Annotated in this window: 17 protein-coding genes; 10 read left to right on the top strand and 7 right to left on the bottom strand. The window is 60.4% G+C overall.

The window, feature by feature from the left end:
* Nucleotides 1-68: 68 nt before the first annotated feature.
* The 5 genes from hemE (at nt 69) to bchO (ending at nt 6,446) form a co-directional block, all read left to right on the top strand.
* On the top strand, nt 69-1,175 hold the full coding sequence (gene hemE, locus B9Z39_RS01540) for a uroporphyrinogen decarboxylase (RefSeq protein ID WP_108300622.1): 1,107 nt from the start codon (nt 69-71) through the stop codon (nt 1,173-1,175).
* 67 nt (nt 1,176-1,242) lie between these two features.
* Nucleotides 1,243-2,460, top strand: a complete 1,218-nt coding sequence (locus B9Z39_RS01535; protein ID WP_233202550.1) for a Coenzyme F420 hydrogenase/dehydrogenase, beta subunit C-terminal domain — start codon at nt 1,243-1,245, stop codon at nt 2,458-2,460.
* 54 nt (nt 2,461-2,514) lie between these two features.
* Nucleotides 2,515-3,540: a magnesium chelatase ATPase subunit I gene (gene bchI / locus B9Z39_RS01530; protein WP_100146135.1), complete on the top strand. Its 1,026-nt coding sequence runs from the start codon at nt 2,515-2,517 to the stop codon at nt 3,538-3,540.
* A gap of 15 nt (nt 3,541-3,555) precedes the next feature.
* Complete coding sequence (locus B9Z39_RS01525) at nt 3,556-5,514, top strand: VWA domain-containing protein (RefSeq protein WP_100146136.1); 1,959 nt, start codon at nt 3,556-3,558, stop codon at nt 5,512-5,514.
* 44 nt (nt 5,515-5,558) lie between these two features.
* A complete protein-coding gene (bchO, locus tag B9Z39_RS01520; protein ID WP_100146137.1) occupies nt 5,559-6,446 on the top strand; it encodes an alpha/beta fold hydrolase BchO in 888 nt (295 codons plus the stop codon).
* Nucleotides 6,447-6,488: 42 nt separating this feature from the next.
* Here bchO and B9Z39_RS01515 read toward each other — a convergent pair whose 3' ends face one another.
* The 7 genes from B9Z39_RS01515 to B9Z39_RS01485 form a co-directional block, all read right to left on the bottom strand.
* A complete protein-coding gene (locus tag B9Z39_RS01515) occupies nt 6,489-7,322 on the bottom strand; it encodes a B12-binding domain-containing protein (protein WP_233202552.1) in 834 nt (277 codons plus the stop codon).
* A gap of 191 nt (nt 7,323-7,513) precedes the next feature.
* The gene (locus tag B9Z39_RS01510; protein ID WP_100146139.1) at nt 7,514-8,005 is read right to left on the bottom strand and encodes a TspO/MBR family protein; all 492 of its coding nucleotides are present in this window, start codon (nt 8,003-8,005) and stop codon (nt 7,514-7,516) included.
* Between the two features lie 66 nt (nt 8,006-8,071).
* Nucleotides 8,072-9,280 (bottom strand): geranylgeranyl diphosphate reductase, encoded by a 1,209-nt coding sequence (locus B9Z39_RS01505; RefSeq protein ID WP_100146140.1) that lies wholly within the window; start codon nt 9,278-9,280, stop codon nt 8,072-8,074.
* Nucleotides 9,277-10,632, bottom strand: coding sequence for a BCD family MFS transporter (locus tag B9Z39_RS01500; protein WP_100146141.1), 1,356 nt, complete (start codon nt 10,630-10,632; stop codon nt 9,277-9,279). The genes B9Z39_RS01505 and B9Z39_RS01500 overlap by 4 nt, the downstream gene beginning before the upstream one ends.
* Nucleotides 10,629-11,564 (bottom strand): chlorophyll synthase ChlG, encoded by a 936-nt coding sequence (chlG, locus tag B9Z39_RS01495; RefSeq protein WP_100146142.1) that lies wholly within the window; start codon nt 11,562-11,564, stop codon nt 10,629-10,631. The genes B9Z39_RS01500 and chlG overlap by 4 nt, the downstream gene beginning before the upstream one ends.
* 73 nt (nt 11,565-11,637) lie before the next feature.
* Nucleotides 11,638-13,026 carry a transcriptional regulator PpsR gene (ppsR, locus tag B9Z39_RS01490; RefSeq protein ID WP_108300474.1) on the bottom strand — a complete coding sequence of 463 codons (1,389 nt, stop codon included), beginning with the start codon at nt 13,024-13,026 and terminating at the stop codon, nt 11,638-11,640.
* A gap of 130 nt (nt 13,027-13,156) precedes the next feature.
* A complete protein-coding gene (locus B9Z39_RS01485) occupies nt 13,157-13,963 on the bottom strand; it encodes a B12-binding domain-containing protein (RefSeq protein WP_233248890.1) in 807 nt (268 codons plus the stop codon).
* A 246-nt stretch (nt 13,964-14,209) separates the two neighbouring features.
* Here B9Z39_RS01485 and bchF point away from each other — a divergent pair, with 246 nt between their 5' ends.
* Genes bchF through bchL form a run of 5 tightly spaced genes read left to right on the top strand, consistent with a single transcriptional unit; the run spans nt 14,210 to nt 22,352 of the window.
* On the top strand, nt 14,210-14,713 hold the full coding sequence (bchF, locus tag B9Z39_RS01480; RefSeq protein WP_108300473.1) for a 2-vinyl bacteriochlorophyllide hydratase: 504 nt from the start codon (nt 14,210-14,212) through the stop codon (nt 14,711-14,713).
* Complete coding sequence (locus B9Z39_RS01475; RefSeq protein ID WP_108300472.1) at nt 14,710-15,990, top strand: ferredoxin:protochlorophyllide reductase (ATP-dependent) subunit N; 1,281 nt, start codon at nt 14,710-14,712, stop codon at nt 15,988-15,990. Before bchF ends, B9Z39_RS01475 begins: the two co-directional genes overlap by 4 nt.
* 17 nt (nt 15,991-16,007) lie before the next feature.
* Nucleotides 16,008-17,636, top strand: coding sequence for a ferredoxin:protochlorophyllide reductase (ATP-dependent) subunit B (gene bchB, locus B9Z39_RS01470; RefSeq protein WP_108300471.1), 1,629 nt, complete (start codon nt 16,008-16,010; stop codon nt 17,634-17,636).
* A complete protein-coding gene (locus B9Z39_RS01465; protein ID WP_108300470.1) occupies nt 17,611-21,444 on the top strand; it encodes a magnesium chelatase subunit H in 3,834 nt (1,277 codons plus the stop codon). Before bchB ends, B9Z39_RS01465 begins: the two co-directional genes overlap by 26 nt.
* Nucleotides 21,441-22,352: a ferredoxin:protochlorophyllide reductase (ATP-dependent) iron-sulfur ATP-binding protein gene (gene bchL / locus B9Z39_RS01460; RefSeq protein ID WP_100146148.1), complete on the top strand. Its 912-nt coding sequence runs from the start codon at nt 21,441-21,443 to the stop codon at nt 22,350-22,352. The genes B9Z39_RS01465 and bchL overlap by 4 nt, the downstream gene beginning before the upstream one ends.
* Nucleotides 22,353-22,371: the final 19 nt, after the last annotated feature.

Here is a 22,371-nt window from a genome sequence, read left to right as displayed (position 1 = left end):
TTGACACTTTACACATTCTCTTTAGTTGACATTCAAAACAAGCCCTCCCACATCCCGGACGAATGGACATGCACCCTCAACTCGAAAATGACCAATTCCTGCGCGCTTGCTTGCGGCAAGCCACGACCCACACCCCCATGTGGTTGATGCGCCAAGCAGGGCGCTACTTACCCGAATACAGAGACACGCGAGCCAAAGCAGGCAGCTTTATGGGACTGGCCACCAACACCGACTTTGCCACCGAGGTCACCCTGCAGCCCCTGGACAGATACCCTTTGGATGCAGCCATTTTGTTCAGTGATATCTTGACCGTGCCCGATGCCATGGGACTGGGCTTACGGTTTACCCAGGGCGAAGGGCCTAAATTTGACAAAGTGGTGCGCGACGAAGCGGCTGTGGCCGCCTTGCAGGTGCCCGACATGAACCGATTGCGTTATGTGTTTGACGCCGTGACCTCCATCCGCAAAGCCTTGAATGGCCGCGTGCCTTTGATTGGTTTTTCAGGCAGTCCCTGGACTTTGGCTTGCTACATGGTCGAAGGCGGGGGGTCGGACGACTACCGTCTGGTCAAGAGCTTGATGTACAGCCGGCCTGACCTGATGCACCGCATCTTGGAGGTCAACGCGCTGTCTGTGGCAGCCTATTTGAATGAACAAATCAAAGCCGGCGCGCAAGCCGTGATGATCTTTGACAGCTGGGGGGGCGTCTTGGCCGACGGTGCATTTCAAGACTTCAGCTTGAAATACACCGCCAAGGTGTTGGCCCATGTGCACACCCACCATGAAGGACAACAAATTCCACGCATTGTGTTCACCAAGGGAGGCGGCCTTTGGCTGGAGGAAATGAACCAACTGGACTGTGAAGTGCTGGGCCTGGACTGGACCGTTAACTTGGGCAAAGCACGCGCTTTGGTTGGAGGGGCAGTGGGTGGCCCTGGCAAAGCACTGCAAGGCAACATCGACCCCAATGTGCTGTTTGCACCGCCTGAGCAAATCGCCACCGAGGTGCGCCGTGTGCTCGACAGCTTTGGTCAACCCCATACTGACCCCAGCACGACCGGCCCAACCCACATTTTCAACTTGGGGCACGGCATCAGCCAATACACGCCGCCAGAGCATGTGGCTGCCTTGGTGGAGGCGGTACACAGCCACTCGCGCCAAATGCGCGCGCCTTGATCGCATGGCGCCTTCATCCCTTGCCCACGATACAGCCCCCAGCCGGAGGCTCTGCACAGACTGCGGCTTGTCGCGCACCGACGACCCCAAGCGCTGCGGCCAAGCCTGCCAATTCATTCAGCCCAACTACCCTGGCTTGGAGACACAGGTCCACGGTCGCCAGCGCCAGCAAACCACCGCCGAACACACAGCGCAGTCTGACGAGCTGTTCTTTGGCCCCTACCAGCAGATCCTGAGTGCCCGCATGAAGTCACCCTCAGAGGGTGCGCAATGGACGGGCATCACCACCCGGCTGGCCGAGGTGCTGCTTGAGCAGGGATTGGTGGACGCGGTGATCGCCATGGCAGCCGACCCCAACGACCGCTGGCGTCCGCGCCCGGTGCTGGTCACACGCGCCCAAGACATGCAGCAATGCCGGGGCATGCGGATGGGCTATGCGCCCTTGCTGAGTTTGGTCGAACCGGCCCTGGCCCAAGGCCACAAACGCTTGGCGGTGATTGGCATTCCCTGCCAAATTTACGCACTGCGGGCCATCCAAGCGCAACTCGAGCGTGAGCAGGGTTTGAAAGAGCTGTTCGTCATTGGCACACCTTGCTCAGACAACACCACCACGGAGAACTTCCACCAGTTTCTTGGCTTGATCTCGGACCGACCGCAAGACATCAGCTATGTCGAGTTCCGCGCCGATTACAAGGTGGAAGTGCGCACCGACCAAGGCGACAAGCGCCTGATTCCGTTTTTGAACCTGCCCTTGTCCACCCTCCCGCCAGACTTCTTTCCCCTCACCTGCCGCACTTGCGTGGACTACACCAATGTGCTGTCGGACATCACGGTGGGCTACATGGGCGGACATGGCCAGCAATGGGTGTTGGTGCGCAACGCCCGCGGTCAGGCCATGCTCGATGGCCTCAGCACGCAACTCATCACCAGCGTGCCCATCAGCAAAGGCCGTCGCGAGGGGCCGGTGCGCGGCTTCATGGCCAACACCGAACGCGCTGCCGGGGGACTGCCACTGCGTCGCATGCCTGCTTGGATCAAGCCGCTGGTCAACTGGCTCATGCCCCGGGTGGGGCCGCGCGGTTTGGAGTTTGCACGCGCGCGCATCGAGATGAAGGCGATCGAATCGATCTTGCATCTGCGTCGCGAAGCCCCGGCGCGAATCAAAAACATGCTGCCGGCTCATGTCTGGGCACTGGCAGCTCGCTATGGGCTAAAACCCGAACATGATGCTCAAAAATCCGACAAAACCAACTCTGACACTTCAACAAGTGTAAATTTAACTTGACACTTGAGACTCTCTTTTGGATGATGACTTGAAAACAGCTTTGCGGAACGCCCCATGGCATTGACCTTTCCTTTTGCGGCCATCGTCGGTCAAGACGAAATGACACTCGCCATCCAAGTGGTGGCGGTCGACCCTTCCATCGGTGGCGTGCTGGTGCTGGGTGACCGTGGCACCGGCAAATCCACCGCGGTGCGCGCGCTGGCCGACTTGCTGCCACCTATCCAGGTGGTCAAAGGCTGCCCCTACCGCTGCGATCCGGGCCAACCCGCCCAAGCTTGCCCCGTGTGCCAGGCCAAAGACCCGAAAGTCAAAACCGTGGTGGAGCGCCAAGCGGTGGCCGTGGTAGACCTGCCTTTGGGTGCCACCGAAGACCGCGTGGTCGGCGCGCTGGACCTGGAAAAAGCCTTGTCCCAAGGCATCAAGCAGTTCTCGCCGGGCTTGCTGGCACAAGCTCACCGGGGCTTTTTGTACATCGACGAAGTCAATCTGTTGGACGACCACTTGGTCGACCTGCTGATTGATGTGGCCGCCTCGGGCGAAAACCTAGTCGAGCGCGAAGGCCTGAGCGTGCGTCACCCCGCGCGCTTTGTGTTGGTCGGCAGCGGCAACCCCGAAGAAGGCGAACTGCGCCCCCAGTTGCTCGACCGCTTTGGCCTGTCGGTGCAGGTGCGCACGCCACAAGACTTGGCGCTGCGGGTCGAGATCATCAAACGCCGTGACGAATTTGAAAGAGACCCCAGCGCATTCAAAGCGCACTGGCACAAAGACAACCAAAAGCTGCAAAAACGCATTGTCAAAGCGCGTGAACGTTTGGCCCAAGTCACCGTGAGCGACGACATGTTGATGCTGTGTGCACGGCTGTGCCAACAACTGGGCACCGATGGCCTACGCGCCGAGCTCACCTTGCTCAGAGCCACGCGGGCCTTTGCCGCGCTGCAAGGTCAGTCCAGCGTTCAAGCCCAACACCTGCAAAGCATGGCGCCTTTGGCCCTGCGCCATCGGCTACGACGCAACCCGCTGGACGACACCGACTCTGGCACCCGCGTGCAGCGCAGTTTGCAAGAAGTGCTGGCGGCCTGAGTCTGCGGGCTGGCCATGAAGCGCGACCACCTCCCCCCTGCCGAGCCCCTGAACGCTTGGCACGATGCCTTGCTCAGTTTGCAAATTTTGCAACTCGACCCGCAGGGCTTTGGCGGAGTGTGTCTGCGTGCGCCACATGGCCCGGTGCGTGACCGATGGCTCAGCGCGCTGGCAAGTCTGGGACTGCCGCTGGTCAAAGTTCCAGGCTCCGCCGATGCCGAACGGCTGCTGGGTGGCATTGACTTGGCCCACACCCTGCAAACCGGTCAGTTGCGCATGCAAGCCGGTTTGCTCCAGCAAGCAGACCAAGGTCTGGTCTGCCTGCCCATGGCCGAGCGCCTGCCCCCGTCCCTGTTGGCACCCTTGGTCCAGGCACTCGACACCCACCAAGTGCCGGCCACACACCACCACACCCAAGCCAGCACCAGCCGCTTTGGCGTGGTGGCACTCGACGAGTCGTTGCCCGATGAACCCGGCTTGGGGGCTGCGCTGATGGAGCGTCTGGGCCTTTGGCTCGACTTGCAAGCGCTCTCGCTCTCAGACATCGACCTAGGACTGTCCGATAGCGTCAACGGTGAGCCAGGTGACCTTGAAGATGCGCTGCACATCCGGCTCAGCCCCCTGGCCCTGACGCAAGCACGCGAGCGCCTGCTTCACATTCAAGCCAGCGACGCACAACTGCAAGCGCTGTGTGCTTCGGCCATGGCCTTAGGGATAGGCTCCCTGCGTGCACCGAGTCTGGCTTTGCGCGTGGCCTGTGCCCATGCGGCCGTGAACGGCCGCAGCACCCTCGACGACGAAGACCTCGGCTTTGCCGCCCGTTGTGTGTTGGCCCCACGCGCCACCCAGTGGCCCAGCGAGCCTTCAGACGATGCGCTGTCTGACCCGCCGCCACCCGAAGAAAACACCGAGGCAGAGCCACCGCCTCCGAAGGCCCAAGAGCCCGACCCAGCCCCCGAATTGCCGCAAGACTCGCCCCCTGAATCGGCCCAAGAGTCGCCCCCAGATTCACCGCCGGATTCGCCGCCCGAGTCTGAGGCGACGCCCCCCGAACCCAGCGCCGAAGACCTGCAAGAGATGATGGTGGCGGCGGCTCTGGCCAGCTTGCCACCGCACATGCTGGATGCCTTGGCCGCACAAAACCGTGCGCGTCAAAGCAACACCTCGGGCCGCAGCGGCCAAACGCGGGCCGGCAAACAGCGCGGCAGGCCCCTGCCGCCTCGCCCGGGACGACCGGGTGGGCATGCGCGCTTGCATGTGCTCGCCACCTTGCGGGCCGCCGCGCCGCGCCAACGTTTGCGCCAGACGGGCAGCGTCGCCTCGCACCAGGCTGACCTGCCAGCCCCCCATCGAAGCCGCGTGCTCATCCGGGCCGAGGACTTTCACATTCAGCGCTACCAGCAGCGCGCATCAAGTTGCGTGATCTTGGCGCTGGACGCCTCGGGCTCTGCTGCGCTACAGCGCTTGGCCGAAGCCAAAGGCGCGGTCGAGCTGCTGTTGCAACAGTCGTACGCGCGCCGCGACAGCGTGTGCATCGTGGCTTTTCGGGGCGCCCAAGCGCAACTGCTGCTGCCAGCCACGCGCTCCTTGGTGCGCGCCAAGAGGGCCATGACGGGCTTGCCTGGGGGCGGCGGCACACCGCTGGCACTGGCGCTCAAGATGGCCCATGAGCAGGCTTTGCAATTGCAGCGTCAAGGTGTCACGCCGATACTGGTGGTGCTCAGCGATGGCCGCGCCAACGTCACCTTGCAAGGCCTGGGTGGTCGCGCCCAGGCTCAGGCCGATGCCCAGCTCTGGGCTCAGCAATGGCAACGCAGCGGTCACCGCGCCTTGTGGATCGACACCAGCATGCAGCCCGACGCGCAAGCGCAACAGCTGGCCGCCACGCTGGGTGCAGGCTACCTGCCCATGCCGCACGTGCAGGCGCAGCGGATGGCCAACGCGATGGACAGTCTTCGCACGGGGGCAAGTTGAGCTTGCGACGGCGCACACGCTTGCTTCAAACGACCTGAACGATCATGTACGAAAGCTTCTACCCCGGCATGGCATGGGCTGCGCACCGGGGCACTTGGCCACATGCCCAGCACAGCCGCTTTGTGCAAGCGGGTGCCATCCACTGGCATGTGCAAATGCTGGGACAGGGCCCCTGCATGCTGCTGTTGCACGGCACAGGATCGGGCAACTTCAGTTGGCGAGGCCTGCTGCCCTTGTTGGCTGAGCACTTCACGGTGATTGCGCCCGACCTGCCCGGCCACGCTTTTTCGAGTCGTGGACCTGAAGGCTCCCTGTCTCTGCCTGGCATGAGCGAAGGCCTGCGTGCCTTGATGCGGCAACTCAACCTCACACCTCAGGTGATCGTCGGCCATTCAGCGGGTGCCGCGATTGGGGCACACATGGTGCTCAGCCACGCCAGCTTGGCGCACAGCACCCTGATCGGGCTCAACCCGGCGTGGTTGCCATTGCCCGGCATGTCCTCATGGCTGTTTGGACCTGCCGCCAAACTGGCCCAACTCAACCCGCTGTCGGCCTGGGCCACCGCCAAAATGGCTGCCCAAGAAGGTGCCGTGGCGCGTTGGATTGAGCGCACCGGCTCCACATTGGATGTGCAAGGCATTGAGCTCTACCGCAGCGTGCTCAGGAACTCTGGCCATGTTCACGGTGTGTTGTCGATGATGGCAGCTTGGCAGCTCAAGCCGCTGGCCGCACGCTTGCACAACATCCGCAACCCCGTGTTCATGGCGATAGGAAGCCAAGACCAGACGGTTCCCCCCACCATGGCCCATGAAGCCAGCCTGCGCTTGCCGCAAGCAAAGTTGGTGATGCAAACTGCACTGGGGCATCTGGCACACGAGCAGGACCCCGTCGGCACGGCGCAACTCGTCATGACATGGAGCACCTCCACATGAACACCTGGATGTCAGCAAGCTGCCAACTGTTAACCCAGGGATTTATGCGCCACGAACCAAACGCCTGACAGCCCCCACGGCTTCTCGTGCATCGGTGAAGATGGCATCGGCACCCAAAGTTTGGGGGCTGAATTCTTTGAGCAAAAAAATGGGGCCGCCGAGCACCACACGAACTTTGGGATTCCCCGAGCTTTCCCTGATGTGTTGAATCAATGCGGGCAAGGCCTGCAATTGCACCTCCAGGGCGACCGAAATGCCAACCACATCAAACCACTCGTTGGCAACCGCGCGCAGCAACTCCGATTCTGTGGATGAGATTTCCAGCACCACCTCGGCCCCGGACTTACGGAAAAAGTCAGCCACGATGGTCAGCCCCAAAAAATGCTGGGACCCAGGCGCGCAAGCCAGCATGATCCGTTCGGTATCACCGTCTTCGCGAGGTCTTGCTGGCGACTCGTAGCCCAGCCGGTAAATCGTCTGGTGCATGATCGCTAGGCCGCAAGTCACTTGCGTGAAGTCACACAGGTCTTGCTCCCACAAAACACCCAATTGCCGGGCGGCGGGTGTGATCAGTTCCAGAAAAATTTGCTCTTGTGACAAACCTTTCGCCATCAGCGTATCAACGATGCCATTGGCGGTGGGTGAATCACCTTTCAAGCAAGACTGCGTGAAGGCTTCGTATTCAGGCTGCGCAGCAATAAAGCCCGAGTCATCCAATGCTTTGGATTTGCCTGTGAAGAATTGCTGAACATTGAGCAGGCGCGGAATGATCTGCTTTTCGATCACCGCCAGAAGAGATTCTTTGCAATCCTCCTCCAGACTTCGGGTCGGTTTGTAACCATTCGAGTGACCACCCAAGCCGTTGAACTCAGACATACGCGTTCCTAGCAGCATGTGCGCGTTACCCTGGGGAAGGTAAAAACCGGGGCGTTAATCCGCCAGCAACATAGCATTCCGGTCCGCAGCTGTAGATGGGTTTGTAATTTTTTTAGCCCTGTCGATCAAGCCTGACAAACCCTAGAGAGGCCAAACCATCAAGGGTTTACCCTTTTAACCGCCCTGTTAAATCAGGAAAAAGTGCCGAATGGGCCATTGAGGTAGATGGTTTGCAGGTTCAGCACTGACGCAACCGAGACCCACACCCAGTAGGGGATCAACAACCCACTGGCCAAGCGCGACAAGCGCCACAAACCCACGATCAGGGCCCCGATCGAGAGCCATAAAAACACCACCTCAACCATTGCCCAATCCGGGCGCTGGAGTTTGAAATAGAGCGCACTCCACACCATGTTGAGCACCGCGTTGATGCCAAACAAGATGACCACACGAAGGCGAAGCGCACGGGTGTTGGCCGCTTGCCACGCCAGCCAACCGCTGATGGCACACAAGGTGAAGATCGTGGTCCAAATCACGCCAAAGGCAGCGTCTGGCGGCTTCCAGTCGGGTTGACGCAAGCTGTAGTACCAAGGCCCTAAATCCGTCAGGGCCCCACCAATGCCTGCGGTGGTGTAGCTCAACACCACGGCCAGAAAGAGACGAAAGAAGGCTTGTCGATTCATCTCTGCATTGTCGCCAGAAACAGGTAAGCACCGGGGCCCCCTAACCGAGCCGACCCCGACGCGCCACTAAGTGCGTGCCAAGCCCAGCAAGTGGGCCATGTCCTTGATGAAGATGCGCACATGCGCCATCGGGTCTTTACGGGCAAGTTCTTTGTTCATGTAAGACTCGAAGGTCAAGCGCTGTACATCACGGTCCTCACAGATTTTGACGAACTTCTCGCGACGGCGGTCGTTTTGGTACCAAAAGTACTGCATCACCCCCAAGATCCAGAACACGCGGCCATGCTGCTTCATGAAGCTCTTTCGGCCTTCTTTGAGGCAGGCGCTGTTGCCTGTTTTCAAGGCCTCGTGTGCTGCTTTGGCGACGCGCCTGGCGCAGTCCATCGCGTAATAAATACCCTCGCCCGAAGACGGTGCCACCACACCCGCGGCATCACCCACCACCACCACATCGCGTCCGTTGTCCCATTGCGGCAAAGGCTTGAGTGGGATGGGTGCGCCCTCACGACGCAAGGTGGGTGCTTGGGTCAGTCCTGCCATCTCACGAAGGCGCGCCGTGGCACTGCGCAGCGAATAACCTTTGTCGGCACTGCCCATGCCCACACTCATGGTCTTGCCATGTGGAAACACCCAGCCGTAAAAATCGGGCGAGACCTCGCCTTGGTAATACACGTCACAGCGCGCTGCGTCATAACCAGGTTGCCCCACAGGCGACTCGATGATCTCGTGGTACGCGAACACGTATTTGGTTTTATGCGCATTGGGAATGGCTTGGCGCGCCACTTCTGAGCGGGCACCATCAGCCCCCACCACCATGCGCGTGCTGACTCTGACCGACCTGGCGTGTTCGCTGGCTGCATGTTCTTTAGAGGTGACCGGGGTGTAGTGCACCCACAATTGGCCGCTGTCGTCGTGCTCGATCTTGTCAAAGATGGCCCGGCAACGCTCTGCGCCCGCTTGAGCGGCGCGCACGCGCAAAAACTCATCAAATTCGTCGCGGTCCACCATGCCAACAAAGCCGTTGTCGATCGGAATGTCCACTTTGTTGTTGGCTGGCGAGATCATGCGCGCACAACGCACCTTGGCCACCAGCAGGTGGTCCGGAATGTCGAAGTCCTTGATCAACCGAGGTGGAATCGCACCGCCGCAGGGTTTGGTACGTCCCTGACGGTCAATCAGCAAGACGCGCCAGCCTTGACGTACTAAATCGTGTGCAGCCGTGGCACCCGATGGGCCGCCGCCCACCACAACAAAATCGTAGTTGGTATGCTTCATGAGCGAGACCTGCCTTTCAGCAAAAAAACCGGACCAAATCGCAAAGGCTCGCGTTTTGCAGCACCGTTGCGCAGGCCCCAAGCCAGTGCAGCCGACAGAGCAAACATCAGCGCTTGCATGCCAAATACGGCCGCATAGGCCGTTCGTTGTTCTCCGAGCAAGGCGTGGGCCAAGTCACTTGCCGCTGTACCCAGCAAACCACCCAAGCCAAAGGCTGCGGCCTGCGCCGCCCCCCACAAGCCCATGCGCGTCCCCTCGCGCCCGGGCCCGCCCTCACCGGCTAGACGCATCATGGTGGCAATGGCGGCGATTGAAAACGCACCGTTGGCCACTCCCAAAAACACCACATTCGCCCGCAGCGGCCAGCCCACTGCCAGGGACGAGCTGCACAAGCCCACAGTGGCCAATGCCGACAGCAGGCACCCTCCCACCATCCAATCCTGTACAGAGCCGAGTCGTCCAGCCACCCGACGTGACCCAGCGCCCGCCACAGCCAACATGCCAATCAATACGCCCATGTGATGCCAGCCAGACAACTGCGTAGTTTGGCCCGGAGAGAACCCATGAACGGCCCCCGCAAAGGGCTCAAGAATCAGATCTTGCGCGCTGTATGCCAGCATGGACATGAACACAAACACGGTGAACCTACGCGCGGCAGGCTCACGCCACACTTCCTGCAAAGCTTGGTTGAAGTTCTGTTTTTCCACAGGCTCGCTCGCTCCATGGGGGGAGGCAGGCTGAACCGGCTCAACAGTCTTCTCCAGCCCCCACAAACAAATAGCCGTGATCAAGGCGGTCAAGACACTCAATCCCGCCGAGACTTGCAACAACACCTGTGGGCTGTAAGGATCAATCAGCTTGCCCACCACACCCGCAGTGATGGCAAAGCCCAGAATCATCATCATCCAGACCGTGGTGGCGGCGGGTGCGCGCTGGTCTTCGGGCACTTGCTTGGCCATCAAAGCCAGTAACGACGTGCCGCAAGCGCTCACCCCTAGTCCAATCAGGCTGAAGGACAGCATGGCCAGCAAAGCGCCATACAACGGTTGCATAGCCATCCACACGGTGGCCGATGCAGCCATCACACCGCCCACGCCCAGCACCAACATCCCGCCCATCATCCACGGCGTGCAGCGTCTTCCCTTGTCGGCACCAAAGCCCATGCGCGGGCGCACGATTTGCACAGCGTAATGCCAAGCCACCAAAAAACCAGGCAACAAAGCAGGCAGCGCCAGCTCGACCACCATGATGCGGTTGAGCGTGGAGGTGGTGACCACCACCACAGCCCCCAAACACGCCTGAATCAGACCCAGGCGGACGATCTGAAACCAACCGAAATACGGCGTGCTCATGCAACCTCCAGAAGTTGTTGCAAGGGTTGGAGTTGGCGCAGACCCCAAGCGCTGACCATCATGCCACTGACAAACATAGGCACCCCCAAAGCACTGACTTGCAAGGCACGCTCAACCGGTTGTTGCATAAATTTGGCCATCAGTGGCCACTGGGCCAACGCCAGTGCCAGCACCGCAACACCATGCCAAGGCAGTTGCCAAAACCACAAAAACAGTGCTACCGCGACCTGCGCCAGCCCCATGAACACACAAGCCACACGCGCTGCGCCTACCGCGCCTAACTGCACCGGCAGTGATGCAATGCCCATGCGGCGATCACCTTCAATGGCCTTGAAATCGTTGAGCGTCATGATGCCGTGCGCACCAATGCTGTAGAGAAGAGCCAGCGCCAAAGCATGCGGCCCCGGCCAAGCCCCCCCCAGCATCACCGCTGTTCCGGTCAACCAGGCCAGCCCTTCGTAGCTCAGCGCACAAGCCGCGTTACCCCACCAACCGTTGTTTTTCAGGCGAACAGGGGGCGCGCTGTAGGCCCACGACAAAGCAATTGCCAACCCGCAGGCGGCAAAACCCCAAGGCCCCATGAGCGTGGCCCAGAGCAAAGACAGCAGCGTCCAGCCCACGGCAATCCCCAATCCCCAGCGCCCAGGCATGCGGCCCGAAGGGATGGGCCGGTGAGGTTCGTTGATGGCGTCGACATGGCGGTCAAACCAGTCGTTGACAGCTTGGCTACTGGCACATACCAAAGGGCCTGTGAGTACAAGGCCTAACAGCAGCAAGCCCCAATGAGCACTCAGGCTCTGACCGGATGCCACCACGCCACAAGCAAAAGCCCACATGGGCGGGAACCAGGTGATGGGCTTGAGAAGTTCGGCTACCGTGCCCAGCGTAGGGCGGGTGCGAGCTGCATCAAAAGCAAGAGGCGGGGTGTCCATATCTGCATTTTGATAGGACATTTAGAAATGTCAACTAGAGTTGACACCTACGATCAAGATCAGAGAGTTCTCGCTAGGAGTTGTCAATTTCGACTTCGGCAACCATGCCAAATCGACGCAGCTTGACATAGAGGCTTTGGCGGGACAGACCCAACATTTCCGCCGCCGAAGCACGGTTGTTGTGGGTCAGCTCTAGGGCAGCTTCAATGCACATGCGCTCAATGGTGTCCACCGTCTCACCCACAATGTCCTTGATCGGACGGCGCCCCACCAGTTGGGACAATTCGGCAAATGGGTTGACCAGGTTTTTCGCCATCGATGGACCTGCGGGCAGCCTGCGGTCCATGTCACGCACAAAGAACGCGTACATGGGCTCGGGGTGGGCCAAATAAACGGCCGAGACCTCAACTGGCAAGGTCATTCCCGAGAGGGTTCGCACCTCGGTGGCGAAATTGCGCACAGGCAACTGCTGACGCAAACTGGTATTGAGCACCCCCCAATCCACCGCCCCCCTTATCAACCAACGCTCTAAGCTCTGCCCCACCACCTGAGAAGAAGCGGTCAGACCTAACAAGGCCATGCCTTCGTCGTTGACGCTTTTGATCGCGCCTGAGGTGTCGGTAAGCAACCAACCGTCGGGAAAATGCGCCATGGCCTCACTGAGCACCGCAGAAGAATGCGAGTCGTGGCGTAGTTCAGGGGCGGCCTCTCGGGTCACCAAGCGCACCAGAAACTGCGCCCCTCCCTCTTGGCGAAACACCGTGGCAGACACAGTCCAAGGGGCTGTCAGCCCCGCCACACGGGCGGCGCACATTTCGATGCGTCCTGTGGCCAGAGCCATGCGCAACAAAGACTGCACTTCACCCTGGCTGTCTGCTTCAAAGCATTCGCGCACGTCGCGACCGACGAGGCGCTTCCCCGCATCTTTGAGCAGCGATTGGGCGCCCAAATTGGCCTCCAACACCCTCTGGGTGTTCGCGTCGACCACCAACACAGCCTCAGGCGAGGTGTCAAACAAGACGCGATAACGCGCCTCGATATGGCGCAAGCGCAAATAGTCACGCTCCATGGATTGCTGGGTTTCTACCAAGCGACGCTGGAGTTCGGCCAGACTTTCCAAGTCACGGCCGATGGCCAACAATTGACCCGCACCCAAGGGCACCACCACGTACTGCAAGGCGATTTCATTGCCCAAAGGGGAAATGTGATTCACATGCCGCCAGCGCATCACATTGGAGGCGTCCTGAGATTGCAACATCTCTTGAATTTTGATGCGGCTTTCGCTGGTGACGGTGTCCATCCAGCGTCGGCCGATCCAAGCTTGGCACCCCAAGGAGGCAAGCTTGTCGCGTCCCGTCGACACGTCTTCAATCACACCTTGTGCATCCATGACCAAGGTGATGTCCGACACAACACCCAGCAATTGGGAAAAGGTTGACGGGTCCAACGAACCAAGCTTCATACTGTAAACCATGGGTGTTCAGGTATCAGAAAGTTGACACCTGAATTTGTCATGTAAGTATAGGCTTATAAAGTGCCTTATGGTCAACCGCGTTGGATTTGAAATACAAATAAATACAAGTTGCACTTCATCACACCTTGAAAGAGGCTAAATGCATGCATTGCGTGATCCATTTTACGGCTGTAGGTGCATCTTCGGCCACCACGTCTGCGGCAATTGACTTCAAGCGGGCAGGTTCGCGCATGGCCATGGGGCCGCCCAAAAACATATGCATACTCGGATTCAACGAACAGTCCTTGAGTTGCGGCAACAAAGCGGCCAAGGTGCCCAAATGTCGATCGGTGCTGATGGACACCCCCACCGCATCAAACCAATCGGACTGAAACAGACGCTTGAATTCAGCCACATCCTGGGGTACACCCAAAGTCACCGCACAACCCTCAAGCTTGAAAAATTCGCTCAGCATGAACAAGCCCATGCTGTGCTGGGCCCCAGGCTCGGTCAACAAAAGTACGCTCAAGCCATGACGCTGAGGCGATGCCTCTTGCAAAAACTCGGCGCTGAAGTCATGCAACAGCTGTTGCAAATGCGTTGAAACGATGGTCGTCATCGCAAAATCCAATCGGTCCGCTGTCCACCATTCACCGATCAAACGGGCGCACGGGGTAATGCCCCGCACATAGATATCAGCCAGCGATTGCCCCTGCCTTTGCCAGCCAAACACCACCTGTCGTGCCGCATCCAAGCCCTGCAAACAGGCTTGCGCCAAGAGATGAACCTGCGCCCCATCCAGCGCCAATTTGCCGTTGAAAGATGTGCCTCCTACCAAGCGCGGACCTATCGGCACGTCTCTTCGTAACGCTTCAGGCAAGTGAGCGGTCAACCCAGGCTCCAAGACTGTGGGCTGTGCGCTGTCGAAATTGAATTGCTGAGCCATGACAAACACCAATCATGAAAGGGATACACCAGCGGCAGGCTCCAACCGATCAGAGTACGCGTCGCAAGAGTCATATCCAGCAAGGCAAGCAATGCCTTAACCAAATACATGCTGAAGTTTGATTTGATTCTTCTCATTTCTATTTGGTGTAAACCCTAAAACACTAAATTAATGTCAATTTATGTTGACACACTGCATATCGAGGCATACATTCTTTCCAAAGATAGCCATCAGACAAGGTATTGCATGTCCGTTTCAGCCGCCTCGCTTTTGTACACGCCAGCGCAACGCGCCCGGCGTGACGCGACCGCTTGGACGCTGGTGCAAGGCGTGTTGGCACCCGTTCAATTTTTGGTATTTCTGATCAGCCTCTACCTCGTGCTGCACAGCCTGCAAACGGGCCAACACACCGATTGGGCTTTGGGTTCGGTGGTGGTCAAGACGCTGGTTCTCTACGCCATCATGGTCACCGGTGCCATTTGGGAAAAAGTGGTCTTTGGTCAATACCTGTTTGCGCCCGCCTTCTTCTGGGAAGACGTGGTCAGCATGGGTGTGCTGGCTCTGCACACGGCTTACCTGTGGGTCTGGTGGCAAGGCCTGTGGAACCCCACTGAGCAATTGTTGTTGGCCCTGACCGCCTACGTGAGCTACGGCATCAACGCCGCGCAATACATCCGCAAGCTGCGCATGGCGCGGCTGCAAAAAAATCATTCCAATTCGCCCTTGTCGGGTGCACAGGCCAGCACATGAGCAGCGTCATTCCAATCCGCACGGAAACCACGGGCTGCACCGACGTCACCCCTTTGGTGGAACGCGGCCAACGTGAGGTCTTTTGTGGACTCACCGGCATCATCTGGCTGCACCGAAAAATACAAGACGCTTTCTTTTTGGTGGTGGGCTCGCGCACCTGCGCGCACCTGATTCAGTCGGCTGCGGGGGTGATGATCTTTGCCGAGCCTCGGTTTGGCACGGCCATCATCGACGAGCGTGACTTAGCAGGTCTGGCCGATGTGCACGAAGAACTCGACCGCGTGGTCAACCAACTGTTGGCGCGCCGCCCTGACATTCGCTTGTTGTTTCTGATCGGTTCTTGCCCTTCAGAGGTCATCAAGCTGGACCTCTCGCGTGCCGCTGAACGGCAAAACCAAATCCATCACCCCAAAGTGCGCGTGCTGAACTACTCGGGCAGCGGCATCGAAACCACCTTCACCCAAGGCGAAGACGCTTGTCTGGCCGCCATGGTGCCAGGCCTGCGCAATGACACGTCGACAGCCCCCGCGCTGATGGTCGTAGGCACCTTGGCCGATGTGGTCGAAGACCAGCTGCGCAGCCTGCTCGAACGCATGCGCTTGCAAGTCAACTTTTTCCCACCGCGCAACAGCCAAGCCATGCCAACAGTGGGGCCCAACACCCGCTTCTTGCTGGCTCAACCCTTTTTGGCCGACACCGCGCGGGCTTTGCAATCACACGGCGCGCAGCACCTGCCAGCGCCTTTCCCTTTGGGCGTTGAAGGCACCACCGCGTGGCTGCAAGCCGCTGCCAGTGCATTTGGCGTGGCCCCTGAGATGTTTGAAAATGCCACCGCCGCGCCACGCCAGCGGGCCGAAAAAGCCTTGGCTGTGCAGCGCCAGGTCTTGCAAGGCCAACGCATCTTTTTCTTCCCCGACTCACAACTCGAAATCCCGCTGGCGCGCTTCGTGCACCGCGAACTGGGCATGGACTTGGTGGAAGTGGGCACCCCTTACCTGCATCGCCAACACATGGCGCCTGAGTTGGCTTGGCTCCCCCAAGGCACCCGCATCAGTGAAGGCCAAGACGTGGACCGCCAACTCGAGCGCTGTCTGGCCGATGCCCCCGATCTGGTGGTCTGTGGCCTCGGCCTCGCCAACCCCCTCGAAGCCCAAGGCATCACCACCAAGTGGGCCATCGAGTTGGTCTTCACGCCCATCCAAGGTTATGAACAAGCCGCCGATCTGGCAGGTCTGTTCAGCCGCCCACTCAAACGCCGCACCAAGCTGGCGGCCTGAAAGCGCAGGAACACACCATGCAACTGACGCTCTGGACATATGAAGGCCCACCCCACGTGGGCGCGATGCGCGTGGCCACCGCCATGCGCGATGTGCACTACGTGCTGCACGCGCCGCAAGGCGACACCTACGCCGACTTGCTGTTCACCATGATTGAGCGGCTGCCACGCCGCCCGCCCGTGACCTACACCACATTTCAGGCGCGTGACCTCGGGGGAGACACCGCCGAACTCTTCAAAGACGCCGCCCGAAAGGCCGTGGCACGCTTCAAGCCTGCGGCCATGCTGGTGGGCTCGTCTTGCACCGCCGAGCTGATCCAAGACGACCCGGGTGGCTTGGCCCAGGCACTGCAACTGCCCATTCCCGTGGTGGCGCTGGAGCTGCCTTCTTACCAGCGCAAAGAAAACTGGGGTGCGAGCGAAACCTTCTACCAACTCTGCCGGCACCTGGTGCACAAGCCCACCGAGCGTCAGCCCAAGGCCCGGCCCAGCTGCAACATCTTGGGCCCCAGCGCCCTGGGGTTTCGCCACCGTGACGATGTCAAAGAAATCACCCAGCTGCTCAACCAGCTCGGTGTCGATGTGTCTGTGGTGGCACCGCTCAACGCCAGCGTGGCCGACATCCAGCAATTGGCCAATGCCGATTTCAACGTGGTGCTCTACCCCGAAATCGGCCTCAGCGCCGCGCAGTGGTTGCAGCGTCAGTTTGACCAGCCCTTCACCAAAACCGTGCCCTTGGGCAGCCGCGCCACCCGCGACTTCATCGCCGAGGTCTGCGCCCTCACCGGCTTGACTCAGCCTGCACAAGACCCTGAAAACGCACACGCCACCTGGTACGCCAAGTCGGTCGATTCGACTTACCTGACTGGCAAGCGCGTGTACATCTTCGGCGACGCCACGCATGCGGTGGCTGCCGCGCGCATCGCCAGCCAAGAAATGGGCTTTGAGGTGGTGGGCTTGGGCACCTACAGCCGCGAATTCGCACGCGAGGTGCGCGACTGCGCCAAGGCACTGGGCATCGAAGCGCTGATCACCGACGACTACCTCGAAGTCGAAGACCAAATTCAAGCGCTGCAACCCGAGCTGATTTTGGGCACGCAAATGGAGCGCCACATTGCCAAGCGCCAAGGCATTCCGTGTGCCGTGATTTCGGCCCCCGTGCATGTGCAAGACTTTCCCGCCCGCTACGCCCCACAAATGGGTTTCGAAGGTGCCAATGTGTTGTTTGACACCTGGGTGCACCCGCTGATGATGGGGCTGGAAGAACACCTGATCGGCATGTTCCGCGAAGACTTTGAGTTCCACGCCGGCGCTGCCCCCTCGCACCTGGGCAGCACCCGCCCCGCAGCAGACATCAGCGCTGCCCAACCCGCTTCACCCCAAACACCCGCAGCGCTGACGCCCAGCGAACCCAGCACGCCCAAGCCACCCAGCTCGCCAACCAGCTCACCTGCCAGTGCCCTGCCCACCCAAGCAGCTTCTAACCAAGCCACCTGGAGCATCGAGGCCGAGAAGGAGCTGGGAAAAATTCCGTTCTTTGTGCGCGGCAAAGCGCGTCGCAACACCGAACGATTCGCCCAGGACCTGGGTGTTGCCACCATCACCGTGGAGACGCTCTACGATGCCAAAGCCCATTTCAGCCGCTAAGCAGGCCCAGGCAAACACACCACGCATGAACGTGGTGTTGCTGACCATGGACAGCCACTTGGCCAGCGCCGCCCACCATGCCGCAGAGCGGCTGGCCACAGACGTGCCGGGCCTGCACTTGCAAATGCACAGCGCATCGGCCTGGCGAGACAGTGACAGCGCCTTGGCCACGTGCCTGAGCGCCATTGCGCAAGCCGACATCGTGGTCGTCACCATGCTGTTCATGGAAGACCATTTCCTGCCCGTGCTCGACGCCCTGCAGGCGCGCCGCGCCGCTTGCGATGCCATGGTCTGCATCATGTCGGCGCCACAGGTGACGCAACTCACACGCATGGGCAAGTTGGTCATGGGCCGCGAGTCCAGCGGTCTCATGGCCTTGCTCAAAAAACTGCGCCCCAGCGCCAAAAACAAAGAAACCGGCGAAGACACAGGCGCACCCTCGAACGCAGGGGCCAAACAGATGGCCATGCTGCGCCGCCTGCCCAAGCTGCTGCGCTTCATCCCCGGCACGGCACAAGATTTGCGCCTGTTCTTTTTGACCATGCGCTATTGGCTGGCGGGCTCTGAACACAACATTGAAAACTTGGTCAAAACCCTGGTGCACCGTTATGCCCAAGGACCACGCGAGCCTTTGCGCGCTCTGGCCCAACCCGAAGACCCCATCGAATACCCCGAGGTGGGCCTGTACCACCCCCAGATGAAACCTCGCATCAGCGAACACCTGAGCGACTTGCCAGGCCATGGTCGCAAAGATCAGCCTGCGGTGGGCCTGCTGTTGCTGCGCTCTTACCTGCTGGCGGGCAACACCGCGCATTACGACGCCGTCATCACCTCGCTGCAAGCGCGTGGTCTGCGCGTGATTCCGGCCTTTGCCAGTGGCTTGGATGCGCGCCCCGCCATGGACCGCTTTTTCAAACAAGGCGGCGCGGCGAACATCCAGTCCCTCGTCTCACTCACGGGCTTCTCACTGGTCGGAGGACCTGCCTACAACGACGCCAGCGCCGCCGAAGTGGCCTTGAGCGAACTCGATGTGCCCTACATCGCCGCACACCCGCTGGAGTTCCAGTCCATCGAACAATGGGGCGGCTCCACACGCGGCCTGCTGCCCGTGGAAAACACCATCATGGTGGCCATTCCTGAACTCGACGGCTCCATCTTGCCCATGGTCTACGGCGGACGCCCGGGCCCTGCTGGGCAAACCTGCACCGGCTGCGACAAACACTGCACCTTCCCCAGCGGCCCACGCAGCCAAGACATGTTCACCTGCACCGAACGCACCGAGATGCTCAGCGCACGCGTAGAGCGCTTGGTGGGCCTGCGCAACAAACCGCGTGCAGAGCGCAAATTGGCCATCGTGTTGTTCAACTTCCCGCCCAATGCGGGCAGCGTGGGCACAGCCGCATATTTGTCGGTGTTCCAGTCGCTCTTTAACACCTTGCAGCGCCTGTCTGTCGAAGGCTACAAGGTCGACTTGCCCGACAGCGTGGACGACTTGCGCGAGCGCTTGCTGCAAGGCAATGCCAGCCAATACGGCACCCAAGCCAATGTGCTGCATGCCATGGACACCAACCACCATGTGCGCCACGAACGCTGGCTGTCTGAGATCGAAGCCCAGTGGGGCCCGGCGCCCGGCAAGCACCTGACCAACGGGCAGTCGCTGTTCATCTTGGGCGCGGCCTTTGGTCAGGTGGTAGTCACCGTGCAACCGGGCTTTGGCTATGAAGGTGACCCGATGCGCTTGTTGTTTGAAACCGGCTGCGCCCCGACCCACGCCTTCAGCGCGTTTTACCGCTACCTGCGCGACGACTATGCCGCCGATGCGGTGCTGCACTTTGGCACCCACGGTGCCCTCGAATTCATGCCTGGCAAACAAACCGGTTTGTCGGCCCAATGCTGGCCTGACCGCCTGATTGGCGCGCTGCCCAATGTCTACCTGTATGCCGCCAACAACCCGTCTGAGGGCGCACTGGCCAAACGCCGGGGCGCCGCCACCTTGGTGAGCTACCTCACCCCCTCGCTGACCCATTCAGGGCTGTACAAAGAACTCGTCAGCCTGCAACAGTCCATGGAGCGCTGGCAACAAATGGGCCCCGATCAGGCCCAAGACCGCAGCAGCCTCGTCGAGCTGATCCACGCGCAAGCCAAGGGCATCGACCTGGCTGTGCCCGCCGCCTTCAACCCTGCATCAGACACCGACAACGCCCACTGGATCGAGTCGCTGCAACACCAATTGCTGGAGCTTGAATACGCCCTCATCCCCGAGGGTCTGCACGTCATGGGCCAAGCGCCCACCCGCACCCAGCGGCTGCAAACCCTCAAGGTCATGGCCGACGCCATGGGCTTGACACAACACGACAGCCACAGCGACTTGATGGAGGCTTTGGTCGATGGGGCCAGCGAAGCCGAGCTCAGCGCCAGCCTGTCCACCCATGACACCGTGCAAGCCGAATCACTGCGCCAACTGGTGCGCACCAACCGACTGCTGGGCGAAGACCACGAAATGCAAGGCCTCATGCGCGCACTGGATGGCCGCTACTTGCAGCCCGCACCCGGCGGCGACTTGATTCGCAACCCCGACGTGTTGCCCACAGGACGCAACCTGCATGGCCTGGACCCGTTTCGCATGCCCTCGGCCTTTGCTGTGCTCGACGGCCAGCGTCAGGCCGACAAGCTGTTGGCCCGCTATGCACAAGACCACCAAGCCTTGCCAGAAACCGTGGCCATGGTGCTGTGGGGCACCGACAACCTCAAGACCGAAGGCGGCCCATTGGCCCAAGCCCTGGCCTTGATGGGGGCCGCACCGCGCTTTGACAGCTACGGTCGTTTGGCCGGGGCCAGCCTGGTGCCGTTGGCCCAGCTTGGACGCCCACGCATTGACGTGGTCATCACCCTGTCGGGCATCTTCCGCGACTTGCTGCCCATGCAAATCCGCCTGCTGGCTGAAGCCTCTTTCCTGGCCGCCGGTGCCGACGAGCCCGCTGAACAAAACTTCATCCGCAAGCACGCACTGGCCTTCATGGCCGAGCACGAAGGCAGCACGCTGGAATGTGCCTCGCTGCGCGTCTTTGGCAACACCGAAGGGGCCTATGGCACCAACATCAACCACCTGATCGACAGCAGTTGCTGGGACAACGAAAACGAACTGGGCGACGCCTTCACCCAACGCAAAGGCTTTGCCTATGGCCGTGAAGGCCGCCCCGTGCGCAACACCGCCGTGCTGCAAAGCGCCTTGGCCAGCGTGTCGCTCACCTACCAAAACCTGGACTCGGTGGAGCTGGGCGTGACCAGCATCGACACCTACTTTGACACCTTGGGTGGCATCAGCCGCGCTGTGCTGCAAGCCAAGCACCAGCGTGACGGCAACGCTGCCGAAGCCCCACCGGTCTTCATTGGCGACCAAACCCAAGGCGAGGGTGTGGTGCGCAGCCTGACAGAACAAGTGGCACTGGAAACCCGCAGCCGCATGCTCAACCCCAAGTGGCACGAAAGCATGTTGCAACACGGCTACGAGGGCGTGCGCCAAATCGAAGCCCACCTCACCAACACCATGGGTTGGTCCGCCACCACCGGACAGGTTCAACCCTGGGTCTACCAGCAACTGGCCCAAACCTTTGTGCTCGACCCGGCCATGCGCGAACGCATGGCCCAGCTCAACCCCACTGCCTCGGCCAAATTGGCCAACCGCTTGGTGGAAGCCACACGCCGCCAGTACTGGCAACCCGACGCCGAAACCCTATCCGCCCTGCTGCGGGCGGGTGAAGAACTTGAAGACCGCCTTGAAGGCATACACGAAGGACTCCCAGCATGATCGAAACCACCAGCATCCCGGTGCAAAGCATCCCGCGCAGCCGAGGAGCCGACGGCGAGGGCAGCGTGCAGGTTCAGATGGACCCCTCCGTCAAGATCGGCAACGCCAAGGTGTTTGCCATTTATGGCAAGGGCGGCATTGGCAAAAGCACCACCTCGTCCAACCTGTCGGTGGCCTTCAGCAAACTGGGCAAACGGGTGCTGCAAATCGGCTGCGACCCCAAGCACGACTCCACCTTCACCCTGACCAAAAAACTCATGCCCACGGTGATCGATGCGCTCGAAACTGTGGACTTCCATGCTGAAGAGTTGCGCCTCGATGACTTTGTCTTCAAGGGCTACAACGGCGTGATGTGCGTTGAAGCCGGGGGCCCGCCCGCAGGCACGGGATGTGGCGGCTATGTGGTGGGCCAGACCGTCAAGCTGCTCAAAGAACACCACCTGCTCGAAGACACCGATGTGGTGATCTTTGACGTGCTCGGCGATGTGGTCTGCGGCGGCTTTGCCGCACCGCTGCAACACGCCGACCGCGCCCTCATCGTGACCGCCAACGACTTTGACTCAATCTTCGCGATGAACCGCATCGTCCAAGCCATCGGTGCCAAAGCCAAAAACTACAACGTGCGCTTAGGGGGCGTGATCGCCAACCGCAGCGATGCGACCGACCAAATCGACAAATACAACGCGGTGGTGGGCCTCAAGACCATGGCGCATTTCCCCATGCTCGACGAAATCCGCAAGAGCCGTCTCAAAAAGTGCACGCTGTTCGAGCTTGACCCCAGCCCCGCCGTGCAAGCCGTGCAAGACGAGTACATGCGCTTGGCCGCCTCGCTGTGGCTGGGTTCAGACCCCCTGCCCTCGGTGCCCATGAAAGACCGCGACATTTTTGACCTGCTGGGTTTTGACTGAAATTCGTCCATGAGAAACA

This window comes from Limnohabitans sp. JirII-29 (assembly GCF_003063395.1).
In the GTDB taxonomy this organism is placed as follows: domain Bacteria; phylum Pseudomonadota; class Gammaproteobacteria; order Burkholderiales; family Burkholderiaceae_C; genus Limnohabitans.
Note: the sequence above shows the minus strand (reverse complement) of the source record. Positions and strands in the feature narration are given on the sequence as shown.

Excerpts from the sequence above, each read along its gene's own strand:
- B9Z39_RS01510 (WP_100146139.1), bottom strand. The coding sequence starts at position 8,005 with ATGAATCGACAAGCCTTCTTTCGTCTCTTTCTGGCCGTGGTGTTGAGC.
- B9Z39_RS01485 (WP_233248890.1), bottom strand. The coding sequence starts at position 13,963 with ATGGCTCAGCAATTCAATTTCGACAGCGCACAGCCCACAGTCTTGGAG.
- B9Z39_RS01465 (WP_108300470.1), top strand. The coding sequence starts at position 17,611 with ATGCCAAAGCCCATTTCAGCCGCTAAGCAGGCCCAGGCAAACACACCA.
- bchO (WP_100146137.1), top strand. The coding sequence starts at position 5,559 with ATGTACGAAAGCTTCTACCCCGGCATGGCATGGGCTGCGCACCGGGGC.
- B9Z39_RS01525 (WP_100146136.1), top strand. The coding sequence starts at position 3,556 with ATGAAGCGCGACCACCTCCCCCCTGCCGAGCCCCTGAACGCTTGGCAC.
- bchB (WP_108300471.1), top strand. The coding sequence starts at position 16,008 with ATGCAACTGACGCTCTGGACATATGAAGGCCCACCCCACGTGGGCGCG.
- B9Z39_RS01475 (WP_108300472.1), top strand. The coding sequence starts at position 14,710 with ATGAGCAGCGTCATTCCAATCCGCACGGAAACCACGGGCTGCACCGAC.
- ppsR (WP_108300474.1), bottom strand. The coding sequence starts at position 13,026 with ATGAAGCTTGGTTCGTTGGACCCGTCAACCTTTTCCCAATTGCTGGGT.
- bchF (WP_108300473.1), top strand. The coding sequence starts at position 14,210 with ATGTCCGTTTCAGCCGCCTCGCTTTTGTACACGCCAGCGCAACGCGCC.
- B9Z39_RS01500 (WP_100146141.1), bottom strand. The coding sequence starts at position 10,632 with ATGAGCACGCCGTATTTCGGTTGGTTTCAGATCGTCCGCCTGGGTCTG.
- B9Z39_RS01505 (WP_100146140.1), bottom strand. The coding sequence starts at position 9,280 with ATGAAGCATACCAACTACGATTTTGTTGTGGTGGGCGGCGGCCCATCG.
- hemE (WP_108300622.1), top strand. The coding sequence starts at position 69 with ATGCACCCTCAACTCGAAAATGACCAATTCCTGCGCGCTTGCTTGCGG.
- bchL (WP_100146148.1), top strand. The coding sequence starts at position 21,441 with ATGATCGAAACCACCAGCATCCCGGTGCAAAGCATCCCGCGCAGCCGA.
- bchI (WP_100146135.1), top strand. The coding sequence starts at position 2,515 with ATGGCATTGACCTTTCCTTTTGCGGCCATCGTCGGTCAAGACGAAATG.
- chlG (WP_100146142.1), bottom strand. The coding sequence starts at position 11,564 with ATGGACACCCCGCCTCTTGCTTTTGATGCAGCTCGCACCCGCCCTACG.
- B9Z39_RS01515 (WP_233202552.1), bottom strand. The coding sequence starts at position 7,322 with ATGTCTGAGTTCAACGGCTTGGGTGGTCACTCGAATGGTTACAAACCG.